At 74.5% G+C, this 13,782-nt stretch carries 17 protein-coding genes; 8 read left to right on the forward strand and 9 right to left on the reverse strand.

Features of this window, described 5'->3' with window-relative positions; translation table 11 throughout:
- Position 1: 1 nt before the first annotated feature.
- Positions 2–463, forward strand: coding sequence for a PPOX class F420-dependent oxidoreductase (locus AB0F89_RS26045; protein WP_367128222.1), 462 nt, complete (start codon positions 2–4; stop codon positions 461–463).
- 27 nt (positions 464–490) lie between these two features.
- Here the strand turns inward: AB0F89_RS26045 and AB0F89_RS26050 are convergent, their stop codons facing one another.
- The 3 genes from AB0F89_RS26050 to AB0F89_RS26060 all read right to left on the reverse strand — a co-directional run bounded on the left by AB0F89_RS26050 (position 491) and on the right by AB0F89_RS26060 (position 3,657).
- Positions 491–1,153, reverse strand: a complete 663-nt coding sequence (locus AB0F89_RS26050) for a VOC family protein (protein WP_367128223.1) — start codon at positions 1,151–1,153, stop codon at positions 491–493.
- 30 nt (positions 1,154–1,183) lie between these two features.
- Complete coding sequence (locus AB0F89_RS26055) at positions 1,184–3,232, reverse strand: putative bifunctional diguanylate cyclase/phosphodiesterase (RefSeq protein ID WP_367128224.1); 2,049 nt, start codon at positions 3,230–3,232, stop codon at positions 1,184–1,186.
- Positions 3,233–3,300: 68 nt separating this feature from the next.
- A complete protein-coding gene (locus tag AB0F89_RS26060; protein WP_367128225.1) occupies positions 3,301–3,657 on the reverse strand; it encodes a hypothetical protein in 357 nt (118 codons plus the stop codon).
- 67 nt (positions 3,658–3,724) lie between these two features.
- Here AB0F89_RS26060 and AB0F89_RS26065 point away from each other — a divergent pair, with 67 nt between their 5' ends.
- Positions 3,725–4,498, forward strand: coding sequence for a glycerophosphodiester phosphodiesterase (locus tag AB0F89_RS26065; RefSeq protein ID WP_367128226.1), 774 nt, complete (start codon positions 3,725–3,727; stop codon positions 4,496–4,498).
- A gap of 94 nt (positions 4,499–4,592) precedes the next feature.
- Positions 4,593–5,990 carry an MFS transporter gene (locus tag AB0F89_RS26070; RefSeq protein WP_367128227.1) on the forward strand — a complete coding sequence of 466 codons (1,398 nt, stop codon included), beginning with the start codon at positions 4,593–4,595 and terminating at the stop codon, positions 5,988–5,990.
- 19 nt (positions 5,991–6,009) lie between these two features.
- On the opposite strand, the gene AB0F89_RS26075 is transcribed toward AB0F89_RS26070, so the two are convergent.
- Together AB0F89_RS26075 and AB0F89_RS26080 are read right to left on the reverse strand one after the other, a co-directional pair.
- Positions 6,010–6,744, reverse strand: coding sequence for a hypothetical protein (locus AB0F89_RS26075; RefSeq protein WP_367128228.1), 735 nt, complete (start codon positions 6,742–6,744; stop codon positions 6,010–6,012).
- A complete protein-coding gene (locus tag AB0F89_RS26080; protein WP_367128229.1) occupies positions 6,741–7,064 on the reverse strand; it encodes a PadR family transcriptional regulator in 324 nt (107 codons plus the stop codon). Before AB0F89_RS26080 ends, AB0F89_RS26075 begins: the two co-directional genes overlap by 4 nt.
- Positions 7,065–7,213: 149 nt before the next feature.
- On the opposite strand from AB0F89_RS26080, the gene AB0F89_RS26085 reads away from it, so the two are divergent.
- The 4 genes from AB0F89_RS26085 (at position 7,214) to AB0F89_RS26100 (ending at position 9,941) form a co-directional block, all read left to right on the forward strand.
- The gene (locus AB0F89_RS26085) at positions 7,214–7,942 is read left to right on the forward strand and encodes a thymidine kinase (protein ID WP_367128230.1); all 729 of its coding nucleotides are present in this window, start codon (positions 7,214–7,216) and stop codon (positions 7,940–7,942) included.
- A 74-nt stretch (positions 7,943–8,016) separates the two neighbouring features.
- Positions 8,017–8,619: a helix-turn-helix domain-containing protein gene (locus AB0F89_RS26090; RefSeq protein WP_367128231.1), complete on the forward strand. Its 603-nt coding sequence runs from the start codon at positions 8,017–8,019 to the stop codon at positions 8,617–8,619.
- A gap of 37 nt (positions 8,620–8,656) precedes the next feature.
- Complete coding sequence (locus AB0F89_RS26095) at positions 8,657–9,127, forward strand: NUDIX domain-containing protein (RefSeq protein ID WP_367128232.1); 471 nt, start codon at positions 8,657–8,659, stop codon at positions 9,125–9,127.
- 469 nt (positions 9,128–9,596) lie between these two features.
- The gene (locus AB0F89_RS26100) at positions 9,597–9,941 is read left to right on the forward strand and encodes an RNA polymerase-binding protein RbpA (protein ID WP_367128233.1); all 345 of its coding nucleotides are present in this window, start codon (positions 9,597–9,599) and stop codon (positions 9,939–9,941) included.
- 82 nt (positions 9,942–10,023) lie between these two features.
- Here the strand turns inward: AB0F89_RS26100 and AB0F89_RS26105 are convergent, their stop codons facing one another.
- From AB0F89_RS26105 to AB0F89_RS26115, 3 genes are read right to left on the reverse strand one after another with little or no spacing between them, the layout of a single operon-like run.
- Positions 10,024–10,815: a polyprenol monophosphomannose synthase gene (locus AB0F89_RS26105; RefSeq protein ID WP_367128234.1), complete on the reverse strand. Its 792-nt coding sequence runs from the start codon at positions 10,813–10,815 to the stop codon at positions 10,024–10,026.
- Positions 10,790–12,397 (reverse strand): apolipoprotein N-acyltransferase, encoded by a 1,608-nt coding sequence (gene lnt / locus AB0F89_RS26110; protein ID WP_367128235.1) that lies wholly within the window; start codon positions 12,395–12,397, stop codon positions 10,790–10,792. The genes AB0F89_RS26105 and lnt overlap by 26 nt, the downstream gene beginning before the upstream one ends.
- A 9-nt stretch (positions 12,398–12,406) precedes the next feature.
- Positions 12,407–12,571 carry a hypothetical protein gene (locus AB0F89_RS26115; RefSeq protein WP_367128236.1) on the reverse strand — a complete coding sequence of 55 codons (165 nt, stop codon included), beginning with the start codon at positions 12,569–12,571 and terminating at the stop codon, positions 12,407–12,409.
- A gap of 224 nt (positions 12,572–12,795) precedes the next feature.
- On the opposite strand from AB0F89_RS26115, the gene AB0F89_RS26120 reads away from it, so the two are divergent.
- On the forward strand, positions 12,796–12,981 hold the full coding sequence (locus AB0F89_RS26120; RefSeq protein ID WP_367128237.1) for a PspC domain-containing protein: 186 nt from the start codon (positions 12,796–12,798) through the stop codon (positions 12,979–12,981).
- Here the strand turns inward: AB0F89_RS26120 and AB0F89_RS26125 are convergent.
- A complete protein-coding gene (locus AB0F89_RS26125; RefSeq protein WP_367128238.1) occupies positions 12,975–13,727 on the reverse strand; it encodes a TetR/AcrR family transcriptional regulator in 753 nt (250 codons plus the stop codon). The genes AB0F89_RS26120 and AB0F89_RS26125 overlap by 7 nt on opposite strands.
- Between the last annotated feature and the right edge of the window lie 55 nt (positions 13,728–13,782).

Genomic DNA, 13,782 nt, shown 5'->3' on the forward strand with positions numbered 1-13,782 from the left:
CATGCCGAGGATCGCCACCGCCGACACCGTGTCCCGCGACGACCTGCTCGCGTTCCTGCGGCCCCGTCACCGGGCCCTGCTGGTGACCACGCGTTCCGACGGGCGGCCGCAGGTGTCGCCGGTGGCGTGCGGTGTGGACGGGCAGGGGCGGATCGTGGTGTCGACCTATCCGCGGCGGGCGAAGTCGCGCAACGCCCGCCGGGACGAGCGGGTCACGGTGTGCGTGCTGTCCGACGACTGGGACGGCCCGTACGTGCAGGTCGACGGGCGGGCGGAGGTGCTGGACCTGCCCGGGGCGCTGGAGCCGCTGGTGGAGTACTACCGGTGCATCGCCGGTGAGCACCCGGACTGGGACGAGTACCGGGAGGCGATGCGGCGGCAGGGCAAGGTGCTGATCCGGGTGACGATCGAGCGGTGGGGTCCGGTCGCCACCGGCGGTTTCCCGCCCGACCTGGCGGGCTGACCCCTCCCCCGCCGCCGGGGCGGGGGCTCAGGTTCCCGGGCGGTCGGCGCACCGGGCGCCGCCCCAGCCGGGCGGGTCCTCCAGCAGCACGGCGGTGTTCCCGGCCGGGTCGGCGACGGTGACCACCACCCCCGCGGGCGTCCGCTCGGGTCCGGCCGCCACCGTGCCGCCCAGGGCGACGGCGTCGGCGGCGGCGCGGGTGGCGTCGGGGACGGCGAAGTGGCAGCTCCAGCCGCCGTCGGCGGTGACGCGGCCCGCGACGGGGCGGCGGTCGTCGGCGACCGCGACGTCGTAGAGGGTGCTCTTGGCGCCGGGGTCGCGGACCTGCCAGCCCAGCTCGCCCGCCCAGTGGTCGTCGCTGTCGGGGCCGGCCGCCAGTTCGACCCAGCACGGCTCGCCGGGGCGCGGCGGCGGCGCCCACGGGCCGTGCAGCACGCGGCCCCGGTCGACCGCGGCGCCGTCGAGCTCGCGCGGCCCGGACCCGGCGAACACCACGCGCCAGCCGGACGCGCCGGGTCGCACGTGGGTGGCGAGGCGGTCGCCGACCCAGCCGGTGAACGAGCCGTCGGGTTCGGCGATGATCACCCAGCCGAGCAGTTCGGCGTAGAAGCCGGCGACGGGTTCGGGGTGGGCGGCGCCCAGTTCGACGCGGCGGACACCGCGCGCTGGGCTGTCGGGGGTACCGGGCACGGCGGTGACTTCCCATCGGGGGCGGGGAGATCAGGAACGCGCCCCATCCTCCGCACCGGCCATGCGGGACGACAATGCGCCGTTCGGCGGCTGTGGCTGCTCCGAGAGGACCTGTGCCAGCGGTCGGGGCCGGCCGAGGTGGAAGCCCTGGCCGACGCGCACGCCCAGTCGCAGCAGCGCGTCGACCTGCGCGGGCCGCTCCACCCACTCGGCGACCGCGGACAGGCCGAGCCCCTGGGCGATCTGCACGATGCCGGCCACGAGCACGGCGTCGGTGGAGCGTTCGTCGATGCCGCGCACGAACTCGCCGTCGATCTTGATGCCGGTGATGGGCAGGTGCTTGAGGTGCACGAACGAGCCGAACCCGGAGCCGAAGTCGTCCAGGGTGATGCGGCAGCCGAAGCCGCGCAGCTGCAGCGCCAGCGCGCGGGCGGCGTCGAGGTTGGTGACCGCGGCGGTCTCGGTGATCTCCAGGCCCAGCCGGCCCGGGGCGACGCCCGCGGTGGCGAGCAGGTCGAGCACGAACCCGCCGAAGTCGGGGTCCTCCAGGGTGCGGCCGGAGACGTTGACGTTGAACCGCAGCTCGGGGTCGGGGTGGGCGACCAGGGCGTCGACCGCGGTGGACAGCACCCACCGGTCGATGTCGAGCACCAGGTTGGACCGCTCGGCCTCGGGCAGGAACTCGGCCGGGCCGAGGTGGGGCTCGCGGCCGTCCTCCAGGCGCAGCAGCAGCTCGTGGCCCAGGGTCCGGCCGGTGGCCAGCTGCACCATCGGCATCGCGTGCAGCGCCAGGCCGCCGTGGTCCAGGGCGGTGCGCAGCCGGTCCAGCACCGAGACCCGCTTGGCGGTGTCGGCGTAGTGGCCGGGTTCGTAGACGGTGACGCGGTCGCGGCCGGCGGCCTTGGACGCGTACAGGGCCAGGTCGGCGTTGGCCAGCACCAGCTCCCACGTGTCGCCGGGCCCGTAGGCGGCGACGCCGGTGGACACGGTGACGTTGCCGCTCGCGGCGCCGCCCGGCGGCAGGGCGGTGACCGCGTCGCGCAGCCGTTCGGCGACGCGGACGGCGTCGGCGGGGGTCGCGCCGGGCAGGACGACGGCGAACTCGTCGCCGCCGAGGCGGCCGATGAGCTGCGAGGGCTCCAGCCGGGACCGCAGGGCCGCGCCGAGGGCCTTCATCAGCCGGTCGCCGACGGTGTGGCCGCGCAGGTCGTTGACGTCCTTGAAGTTGTCCAGGTCCAGCAGCAGCATCGCGCCCGGTGCGCCGCCGGCGAGCCGGCGCTCCAGCTCGCGGGTCACCGCGCGGCGGTTGGCCAGCCCGGTCAGCGGGTCCTGCTCGGCCAGCGCCAACAGCTCGTCGTGCACGCGGCGGGCCCGGGTGATGTCGTGCGCGCTGCCCAGCACCCGGCGCGGGGCGCCGTCGGGGTCGGCGACGACCTCGCCGAAGCACTCGAACCACCGCTCGTCGTGCCCGGCGACGGGGACCGTGCGGTGGGTGAAGGAGAACCCGGCGCCCGAGCGCAGCGCCTCCTGCAGGGTGGCCTGGATCATCGGCAGGTCCTCGGGGTGCACCAGGGCGGCGTAGCCGTCGAGGTCCAGGGTGGTGCCCGGCGCGAACCCGAACATCTCCAGCAGCGTGTCCGACCACACCACCCGGTCCTCGGCCAGGTGCCACTCCCAAGTGCCCATCCGGCCCAGGACCTGGGCGCGGCGCAGCGCGTCGGCCTCGTGGGTGGCCTCCAGCTCCCGGTCGCGCCAGGAGGTCACGTCCACCACCCGGTACAGCAGCCGTCCCCGCCCGCCGGCGCCGTCGTCGGGCAGGGGGTGGCAGGCGACCTCCAGCCAGCGGTGGCCGGCGTGGTGGGCGCCGGTGGTCAGCAGCGCCAGGCCGGGTCGGGGCCGTTCGGGGGCGCCGGGCAGCAGCGCGGGCAGCGACCGGCCGACCACCTGCCGCGCCGGCACGCCCAGGATCTCCGCCAGCGCCGGGTTGACCCAGGCCAGCGTGCCGCTCGCGTCCGTCACACCGAAACCGACGTCGGCCCGGTCGAGCACCTCGCGGTGCAACGCGCCGTTGCCGTCCACGCGCCCCTCCTCGCCCACCCGCGCGTCATGATGGTCGAGACCACGCGCGGTGGGCAAGCCGACGCGGTTCAGCGCAGCCGCTCCAGCCCCCGGGCGGTGTCGACCAGTTCGCCGGCCAGCCGCCGCAGCTCCGCGCCGTCCGCGCCGTCGGCGGCGGCGGTCGCGACGTCCTCGGCGGCGCAGCGCAGCTGGAACAGCCGGTCCTGCAGGTCGGCCAGCTCCCCCGCGGACAGCACCACGGCGTCCTCGGGCAGCCCGCCGCGCTGCACCGCGGCGCGCCGCTCGTAGGCGCGTTGCCGGCAGGGCTGCGCGCAGTACCGGCGGGGCCGGCCGATGCGGCCGCTGTCGGGCAGGCGACGCCCGCACCAGGCGCAGTGCCTGGCTTCCTCACGGCGCGCCGCGACGTGCTCGGTCACCTGCTCCATGGCCGGCGACGGTATCCGGCTACCCACCGGTCACCGCAACGCCACGCCGCCAGGGCAGACTCCGGGTGTGACCGCGAACCACCCCTACCTGTCCGGGCCGCACCCCCGCGCGTTCGCCCACCGGGGCTGGCACCTCGACGAGCTGGCGGGGATGGAGAACTCGCTGGCCGCGTTCCGCCGCGCCGCCCGGGAGGGGTTCCGCTACCTGGAGACCGACGTGCACGCCACCTCCGACGGGGTGGTGGTGGTGCACCACGACGCGGTGCTGGACCGCACCACCGACGCGACCGGCCCGGTGGCGGCGCAGCCGTGGTCGGCGGTGCGCCGGGCGAAGGTCGGCGGGCGGGAGCCGGTCGCGCGGCTGGAGGACCTGCTGGAGGAGCTGCCCGACGCGCTGGTCAACGTCGACGTCAAGGCCGACTCGGCGGTCGTGCCGGTGCTGGAGGTGCTGCGCCGGGTCGACGCGCTGCACCGGGTGTGCCTGGCGTCGTTCTCCGACAAGCGGCTGGCCCGGCTGCGGCGGCTGGGCGGCCCGGGGCTGCTGACGTCGATGGGCCCGCGCTCGGTCGGGGCGCTGTGGGCGGCGGGCCGGGCGCCGCTGGTGGGGCTGCCGGTGCGGGGCGCGGTGGCGCAGGTGCCGGTCAACCAGGGCCGGCTGCTGGTGGTCGACGGCCGGTTCGTGCGCGTCGCGCACCGGCGCGGCCTGGAGGTGCACGTGTGGACGGTGGACGAGCAGGCCGAGATGCGGCGGCTGCTCGACCTCGGGGTGGACGGGCTGGTCACCGACCGGCCCGACCTGCTGCGCGACGTGCTGGTCGACCGGCGGGCCTGGGCGGGCTGACCGCGTCGCGCGGCGTGACGTGCGGGAGGCCGGTTGGCAACAGGTTGGTGGTGATCACCACCACCGGGTGGACGGCGATATACAGTCCGCCCCCATGAGCGTGGCCGACAGCACCGCACCCGCCGTGGACCGCAGGCGGGAACAGCGCGGGTGGACCTGGTACGACTGGGCGAACTCGGTGTTCCCCACCTCCGTGGTCACCGTGTTCCTCTCCGGCTACCTGACCGCGGTGGCCAAGGAGGCGGCCATCGCCGACACCGCCCGCAACGGCGCGGACGCCTGCGCGGAGGGGTCGCTCAAGCAGTGCGACATCTCCCTGTTCGGCGCCTACTTCCCCGCCGGGTCGCTGTGGGGCTACCTGCTGTCGATCGCCACGGTCGTGCAGGTGGTGGTGCTGCCGGTGATGGGCGCGATCGCCGACCGCACCCAGAACAAGCGCCGCATGCTGGGCGCGCTGGCGTTCACCGGCTCGGCCGCCACGATCGCGCTGGCCGCCGTCGGCGGCGACGACTGGCACCTGGGCGTCGCCCTGTTCATCCTGGGCAACATCTGCTACGGCGCGTCGGTCGTCGTGTACTACGCGTTCCTGCCCGAGATCGCCGCGCCCGACGAGCGCGACGCGGTGTCCTCGCGCGGCTGGGCGTTCGGCTACCTGGGCGGCGGCCTGGCGCTGGCGGTGCAGCTGGCGCTGTTCGTCGGCCACGACGCGGTCGGGTTGAGCGAGGGCGCCGCGGTGCGGGTCGGGTTCGTGCTCTCGGGGCTGTGGTGGGCCGGGTTCACCCTCATCCCGCTGGCCAGGCTCAAGCGGCACCAGGCGCCGCACGGCACGGAGTCGGGGGCGTCGGTGATCACCGCCGGGTTCGCCGAGCTGCGCCAGACCGCGAAGCAGGCCCGCATGTTCCCGCTGACGCTGGCGTTCCTGGGCACCTACCTCATCTACACCGACGGCATCGCCACCGTCGCCAACGTCTCCGCCCAGTACGGCCGCGACGAGCTCAAGCTCGACGAGACCGTGCTGATCACCACGATCCTGATCGTGCAGTTCGTCGCGTTCTTCGGCGGCGTGCTGCACGGCCGGGTGGCCCGCTCGTGGGGGGCGAAGCGGACCATCATGGTCAGCCTGTGCGTGTGGATCGTGGTGATCGGCGCGGCGTTCTTCGTGCAGGCCGGGCAGCAGGGGCAGTTCTACGCGCTGGCCGCGGGCATCGGGCTGGTGCTGGGCGGCACGAACGCGCTGTCGCGGTCGCTGTTCAGCCAGATGATCCCGCCCGGCCGCGAGGCCCAGTACTTCTCGCTCTACGAGGTCGGCGAGCGCTCCACGTCGTGGCTGGGGCCGCTGGTGTTCGCCGGGGTCGGGCAGGCCACCGGGTCGTTCCGGCTGGCGATCATCTCGCTGGTGGTGTTCTTCGTCCTCGGGTTCGTGCTGATGATCTTCGTGCCGGTGCGGCGGGCCATCACCGCCTCCGGCAACCCCGTCCCCGCCAAGGTCTGACCACCGCGCTGCCGGCCCCTCACGCGGCGGGCGCCGGGAGCCGGGCCGACCAGGGGCGGAACAGCGCCACCACGACCGCGGCGACCGCCCACGACACCAGCAGCGTCGTGACCGACAGCCCCGGCGCGAACGCCACCGACGCCGCGCCCGCCACCAGCGCCACCGGCGCGATCGCCCACCACACCCGCGGCGTCGGCGGCGCCTCCCGGTGGAACCCCAGCACCGCCGCCGCGGTGGCCGCCAGCGCCGGCACGTGCCACACCGGCGCCCACCACGGCAGCCCCGCCGCCACCGACCACACCGCGGCCGCCAGCGTCGCCAGGCCGAGCAGCCCGGCGGCCACCCGCCCCACCGCGCGCCGGCCCGTGACCAGCGCGGTGAACGCCACCACCGCCGGCACGTCGTACCACCAACCCGGCACGTCGTACCACCAGCCCGGCACGTCGCCCGCGAACCCGACCCGCGCGCTCATCGTCCACGACTGCGCCGCCGCGACCAGCAGCCCGAGCAGCCCGGTCAAGGCCAGCAGCCGCGTCGCCGTGCCCGCGGGCCGCCGCGCGCCCAGCCGCACCCGCGCCGACAGGGCCAGCGTCGCGCCCGCCTCGCCCCACCCGGGCCACCCGTGCTCCAGGTCCAGCCCGTCGGTGCGGTCGGCCAGGAAGATGCCCGCCATCTCCTCCTCCCGCTCCGCCCGGTACCAGGCGGGCAGCAGCCGCAGCAGCGCCCGGTAGCGCCGTTCCAGGTTCGACCTCACAGCGCCCCCCTCGCCCTGAGCACCGACGACGCGGCGCGCACGTTCGCCGACAGCCGGGCCACCTCCGCCGACAGCACCCGCACCCCCGCGTCGGTCAGCCGGTAGTAGCGGCGCAGCCGCCCCTGGTGGACCTCCTCGCGGTCGCGCTCGGCCAGGCCCTCGGCGACCAGCCGGTCCAGCACCCCGTAGAGCGTGCCGACCCGCAGCCGCATCCGGCCCTCCGACAACCCCTCGACCGCGCGCACGATCGCGTACCCGTGCAACGGCTCCTCCGCCAACGCGGTGAGCACCAGGAACACCTGCTCCGATATACCTCTCACACCGCACGTTATACCGCTTCGCGATATATCTCGGCAAGCTTTCCGAGCCGGCGCGCGGCCCGGGGGCCCGGGGCTTCCGGGTCGGGTCGCGGCAGGTCGGGGCAGGTCCGTGCGCCGTCCGCGCGGCCTGCGCACTAGGGTGGCCCGCCGTGGAACCGATCACCCCCGCCCCGGACCCGACCGACGCGCTGTCCTCCGTGCCCGCCTCCGGCGCCGGCCGCGGCCTCGCGCCCACCGGGCGGCTGAGGTTCTTCTTCGGGCCGATGGACTGCGGCAAGTCCACGCTGGCCCTGCAGATCGACCACAACCAGGCCCGGCAGGGCCGCCGCGGCCTGCTGCTGGTGCGCCACGACCGCTCCGGCGCGCCCACCATCTCCAGCCGCATGGGCCTGGCCCGCAACGCCCTGGAGGTCCACGAGGACATGGACCTGTGCGCGCTGGTGCGCGACTTCTGGGCGCACGGCAGCCGGGTGGACTACCTGATCGTGGACGAGGCGCAGTTCCTGTCCGCCGACCAGGTGGACCAGCTCGCCGAGCTGGCCGACGACGCCCGCCTGGAGGTCTACTGCTTCGGCCTGGCCACCGACTTCCGCAGCAGCCTGTTCCCGGGCTCGCGGCGGCTGTTCGAGCTGGCCGACGAGCTCAACGCCATCCAGGTCGAGGTGCTGTGCTGGTGCGGTCGCCCCGGCCGGTTCAACGCCCGCGTGCACGACGGCGAGGTGGTCCGCGCCGGCGACACCGTCCTGGTCGCCGACACCGTGCCGCCGCCCTCGGCCGACGCGGTGGACGTGCGCTACCAGGTGCTGTGCCGCACCCACTTCCGCACCGGCGACCTGGGCCCGCACACCGTCAAGGGCCACCAGCTCAGCCTCACCTGACCCCGCCCCCGCTGGACGACGCCGGTTTCGCGTCCCACAATGGACAAACCACGTTGCCGGAACCGGGACACGACATGAGCGCACCGCGCGAGCACGAGCACGGCCCCGAGGGGGCGCACGACGACGTGCTGGACAAGGTCGGCGAGCGGCTGCGCCACATCCGCACCAGCCGGGGCGCGACGCTGGCCGACCTGGCCGAGGCCACCGGCATCTCCAAGAGCACCCTGTCGCGGCTGGAGTCCGGGCAGCGCCGCCCCAGCCTGGAGCTGCTGCTGCCGATCGCGCGCGCCCACCGGGTGCCGCTGGACGAGCTGGTCGGCGCGCCGCCGGTGGGCGACCCGCGGATCCGGCCGGTGCCGATCCGCCGCAACGGCATGACCGTGCTGCCGCTGACCCAGCAGCCGGGCGCGCTGCAGGCGTTCAAGATGATCATCCCCCACCGCGGCGAGCCCGACCCGCGCACGCACACCGGCTACGAGTGGCTGTACGTGCTGTCGGGGCGGCTGCGGCTGATCCTGGCCGACCACGACGTGGTGCTGGTGGCGGGCGAGGCCGCGGAGTTCGACACCCGGCTGCCGCACTGGTTCGGCGCGGTCGGCCCGGAGCCGGTGGAGGTGCTGAGCCTGTTCGGCAAGCAGGGCGAGCAGATGCACATGCGCACCGGCCGCAAGCCCTGACCTCCCCGCCGTCGCCGCGACCCGCCAGACTGTGCGCATGACAGGCAGGCGCAGCGCCGGGATCCTCCTGCACCGGGTGGTCGACGGCGGTCTCCAGGTGCTCCTGGGCCACATGGGCGGCCCGTTCTGGGCGCGCAAGGACGAGGGCGCGTGGTCGATCCCCAAGGGCGAGCCCGACGGCGAGGAGGACCCGGAGGCCACCGCGCGCCGGGAGTTCGTCGAGGAGCTGGGCCTGCCGTTGCCCGAGGGCGAGCTGGTGCCGCTGGGCGAGGTGCGCCAGTCCGGCGGCAAGGTGGTGCGGGCGTGGGCGCTGGCCGGCGACCTGGACCCCGACCAGGTGATTCCGGGCACGTTCACGCTGGAGTGGCCGCGCGGCTCCGGCCGCTACCGGGAGTACCCGGAACTCGACCGCGTCGCGTGGTTCCCGCTCTCCGAGGCGCGGTTGAAGCTCGTGTCCGCGCAACGGGACTTTCTGCACAGACTCGCCCGAAATCACTCTTTCGAGTGACACTGAAGTTATCGAGGGGATGAAGCATCCGTTTGGACGTTTGGGTGCGGGCCGTCCGGGTGATTCATCCTCATGTTCGCCACCGGCCACACCCGTGCCGCCACCGAGCGTGGTGACGGCTCCGAAACCCGTCGATATGACTTTGCGTGACCACAACCATGACGGACGTCACTACTGCTGCGTTAAACCCGCCGTAACGTCGCCCTGCGTGGTCGGTCTAAGCTGTCGCAGCCGCACGACTTCGAGCGGGACTGCTCCATCAGTGTGATGGCGTACCCCGGTAGCTTGATAACGCGTCACGAACCGGCCGCGATTGCATCCCTTAGGAGGAGCCTTCGTTGACGGGTGAAAGACGTCACTGTGGGCGACGATGACCGTGAAGCCGGGAACGAACGGAGCAGTCCGATCGTTGCACTCGGTGAGCAACAAGCCTGGGCCCCGGCCCTGAGCCGAGCGAAAGGACACCGCCATGGCCGACCGCGTTCTACGGGGTAGCCGGCTCGGAGCAGTCAGCTACGAGACCGACCGCAATCACGACCTCGCCCCGCGCCGGTCGGTGCGGTACGCCTGCCCCAAGGGCCACGACTTCGAGGTCCCGTTCTCCGACGACGCCGAGATCCCCCACACCTGGGAGTGCCGCCTGCACGGCCAGGAGTCGAAGATCATCGACGGCAACGAGCCGGAGGCGAAGAAGGTCAAGCCGCCGCGCACGCACTGGGACATGCTCCTGGAGCGGCGCACGATCCCGGAGCTGGAAGAGCTGCTGGACGAGCGGCTGGAAGAGCTGAAGGGGCGGCGCACCCGCACCGCCTGACCCCGCTTCGACGTGCGAGGGGCCCGCAGGAGTTTCCTGCGGGCCCCTCTTGCGCGTCCGGGGGGGGGTCGCGTGCGCGGGGTCAGCGCTTGGCGGGCGCCTTGGCCTTGGGCGCGAACAGGTCGCGCAGTTGGGTGCCGCGGCGGCGCAGGCCCCACTTGGTCACCCGGATCAGCGCCTCGCGGACGATGTCGCCGCTCATCTTGGACACGCCGATCTCACGCTCGGTGAACGTGATGGGCACCTCGACGACGCGGTAGCCCAGTTCGATGGTGCGCCAGCCGAGGTCGATCTGGAAGCAGTAGCCAGCCGAGGCGACGTTGTCGAGCCTGAGGTTGCGCAGCACGTCGGTGCGGTAGGCGCGGAAGCCCGCGGTGATGTCCTTGACCGAGGCGCCCAGCGCGAGCCGCGAGTACAGGTTGGCGCCGCGGGACAGGATCTCGCGCTTCTTGGGCCAGTTGACCACGGTGCCGCCGGGCACGTAGCGGGAGCCGATGACCAGGTCCGCGTCGCGCAGGGCGTCGAGCATGCGGGGCAGGTCCTCGGGGGCGTGGGAGCCGTCGGCGTCCATCTCCACCAGCACCTCGTAGCCGCGTTCCATGCCCCAGCCGAACCCGGCGATGTAGGCGGCGCCCAGGCCCGCCTTCTCGGTGCGGTGCAGCACGTGCACGCGGTCGTCCTCGGCGGCCATCCCGTCGGCCAGCTGTCCTGTGCCGTCGGGGCTGCCATCGTCCACCACGAGGGCGTGCACCCCGGGCAGCGCGGTGTGCAGCCGCCGCACGATCTTCCCGATGTTGTCCCGCTCGTTGTAGGTCGGGATCACCACCAGCACCGGCCCGAGCTCGCGGTCAGGCTGCGCCTGCTGGTCCGCCATCCGTTTCCTCCTCGCCGACACCCGCACCAGGGGTCGGACGCGATCGTCGTCGTGTCGTGGTCAAGCCGAACGCCACGGCCATCAGGCCCAGGGCGGTCATCACCCACTCGGGCCATGCGCCGAGGCGGGTTGCCAGCGTAGCCTCCCCGCGCAGCGGCACCGTGGCCACCAGCGCGTCGGGGGTGAACATGCCGGTCCGCTGCGTGACGGTCCCGTCCGGTAGCACGATCGCGCTGACCCCGCTGGTGGCGGCGACCACCACGGCCTTGCCGTGCTCGACGGCGCGGACGCGCGACATCGCCAGCTGCTGGTAGGTCATCTCGGTGTAGCCGAAGGTGGCGTTGTTGGTGGGGATGGCGATGAGGTTCGCGCCGGCGGTGACGGAGTCGCGGACCACGCCGTCGAACGCGACCTCGTAGCAGGTGTCCAGGGCGACCAGGGCGGGGCCCATGGTGAAGCCCCGGGGGTCGGCGCCGGGTTGGAAGTCGCCCGCGCGGTCGACGGTGTCGGTGAACAGCCGGAAGAAGTCGCGGTAGGGCATGGTCTCGCCGAAGGGCTGCAGCTGCCGCTTGGTGTAGGTGTCGGTGGCGCCGGCGCCGGGCTCGTAGAGCACGACGGTGTTGCGGGGCAGGTTGTCGGCGGGGTCGATGACGACGGCGCCGACCGCGACGGGCGCGGCGATGGCCTCGGTGGCCTCGCGGATGCGGGCGGCGGCGTCGGCGTTGCGGAAGGGGTCGATGTCGGAGGAGTTCTCCGGCCAGATGACCAGGTCGGGTCGGGGCGCGCGGCCGGCGTCGACGTCGCGGGCCAGTTGCAGGGTGCGGGCGACGTGGTTGTCGAGCACGGCGCGGCGCTGGGAGTTGAAGTCCAGGCCGGCGCGGGGCACGTTGCCCTGGACCGCGGCGACGGTGGCGGTGCCCTGGTCGGGGTCGGTGTGCACGAGCGCGCCGGCGGCCAGGCCCGCGGCGACGGGCAGGACGACGGCGGCCGCGCCGAGCCACCGGCGGCGGCCGAGGTGGGCCAGGCCGAAACCGGTCAGCGCGACGGCGAACCCGACCAGCGGCGCCCCGCCGACCGAGGCCAGCGGCAGGTACCAGCCCTCGGGCTGGCCGAAGGCGATCTTGCCCCAGGGGAACCCGCCGAAGGGGACCACGGAGCGCAGGGCCTCGTCGGCGACCCACACCAGCGCCATCCACAGGGGCGCGGCGGGCAGCCGGGACACCGCGGCCATGGCCGCCGTGCCGACGGCGACGAGGGTCGCGCACAGCAGCGCCAGGGGCAGCCAGGCGACGAGGCCGACGAACTCGCCGGTCCAGCGCAGCAGCGGCGCCATGAACGCCAGCCCCCACACCAGGCCGAGGCCGAACCCGGCGCGGGCGCGCCGGCCGTGCAGCAGGACGCCGAGCACCGCGAACCCGAGCGGCGCCAACCACCAGGTGGTGCGCGGCGGGAAGCTGAGGAACACCGCCCCGCCGCCCGCGGCGGCCAGCGCCACCCGCAGCAACGTGCCGCGCACGTCCCGGCGGCGGGAGGGCGGGGTGTCGGCGGCCGGCGGGTCCGGCGTCACGGGGGCAGCGACCACTCGGCCAGCCTACGAGCTCGGGGTCCCGACCCGACCGCCGACCCGCGCCGCCGGCACCCGGCGGTGGTGCGCGGGTGTTCGCCGGGTCGGGACCCCGGGCTCGTAGGACTCGGCCGCGCCGACGTCGCCGACGGTGAAGCCCCGGGCTTCGAGGTAGCGGCGGGCGCGGGTCACCGCGTGGGTCTCGACGGCGAGGCGTTCGGCGTGGTCGGGGCGCGGCTCTTACCCGGTGCTGCGGACGCGACGGCGTCGGTGGGGTCGCCTCCGGCCACGAGCCGGTCGGGGGTGGACGTGTGGGGCGGTGTCGGGTTGCCCTGGGGTTGGCGGGGTGGTGGTGGGGGTAGGAAATCAGGGTTCCCACCGATGTGGGGGGACGCGGGTGCGGGGAGGGTGGAGTCATGACCACGTTGACCAGGCCTCAGAACCAGAAGGTGATCGCCGGTGTGTGCGCGGGGTTGGCGGCCCGGTACGGGTGGCGGCCGGGCACGGTGCGGCTGGCGTTCGTGGTGTCCTGCCTGTTGCCGGGGCCGCAGTTCCTGCTCTACCTGGCGTTGTGGGTGATGATGCCCAAGCGCCCCTACTGACGGGTCGCGACGAGGGCCTGGATGCCGTCCAGGACGCGTTCCAGGCCGAAGGCGAACGCGTGCTCGCCGTCGTGGGCCGCCGCGTGGGTCTGTCCCGCGGCGGCCCCGACGCGGGCGGCGGTGGGATAGCGGGCGGGGTCCAGGACGCGGGCCAGGAACGGGGCGGCGGCCTGCCACCACTGCTGGTCGGTCAGGCCGGTGTGGCGGCGCAGGTGGGTGGCGTCGACGGTGGCGCGGGCGGCTTCGCGGGCGTGGGCCAGGACGAGCTGCAGGACCGAGTCCATCTCCGGGTCGGTGAGGCCGATGCCGTCGACGGCGCGCAGCTCGTAGTCGTACTTGGCCACGACGTGGGGTCCGAGGACGGCGCGGTGGGTGGCGACCTGGAGCAGCCAGGGGTGGCGCAGGTGCAGGTCCCAGTTGTCGCGGGCGATGCGGGCGAGCCGGCCGCGCCACCCGCCGGGCACGTCGTCGGGGCGCGGTGTGCCGGCGTGGACGGCGTCGACCATGGCGTCGAGCAGTTCGGCCTTGCCGGGGACGTGGGTGTAGAGGGACATGGCGCCGACGCCGAGCTTGTCGGCGACGCGGCGCATGGACACCGCGGCGAGCCCTTCGGTGTCGGCGAGGTCGACGGCGGCGGTGACGATGCGGTCGACGTCGAGGTCCTTGCGGGCGGCGCGGCCGGTGGTGCGCCACAGCACGGCGAGGGTGCGGGCGGGGTCGCCGGTGCCGGCGTGTTCGGTCGCCACGGCGGTCACCCTACGGCGTGACCCGTGCGCCCGCCGACGCGGCGCGACCGTGGCG

The sequence above is a fragment of the Saccharothrix sp. HUAS TT1 genome (assembly GCF_040744945.1).
GTDB lineage: Bacteria > Actinomycetota > Actinomycetes > Mycobacteriales > Pseudonocardiaceae > Actinosynnema.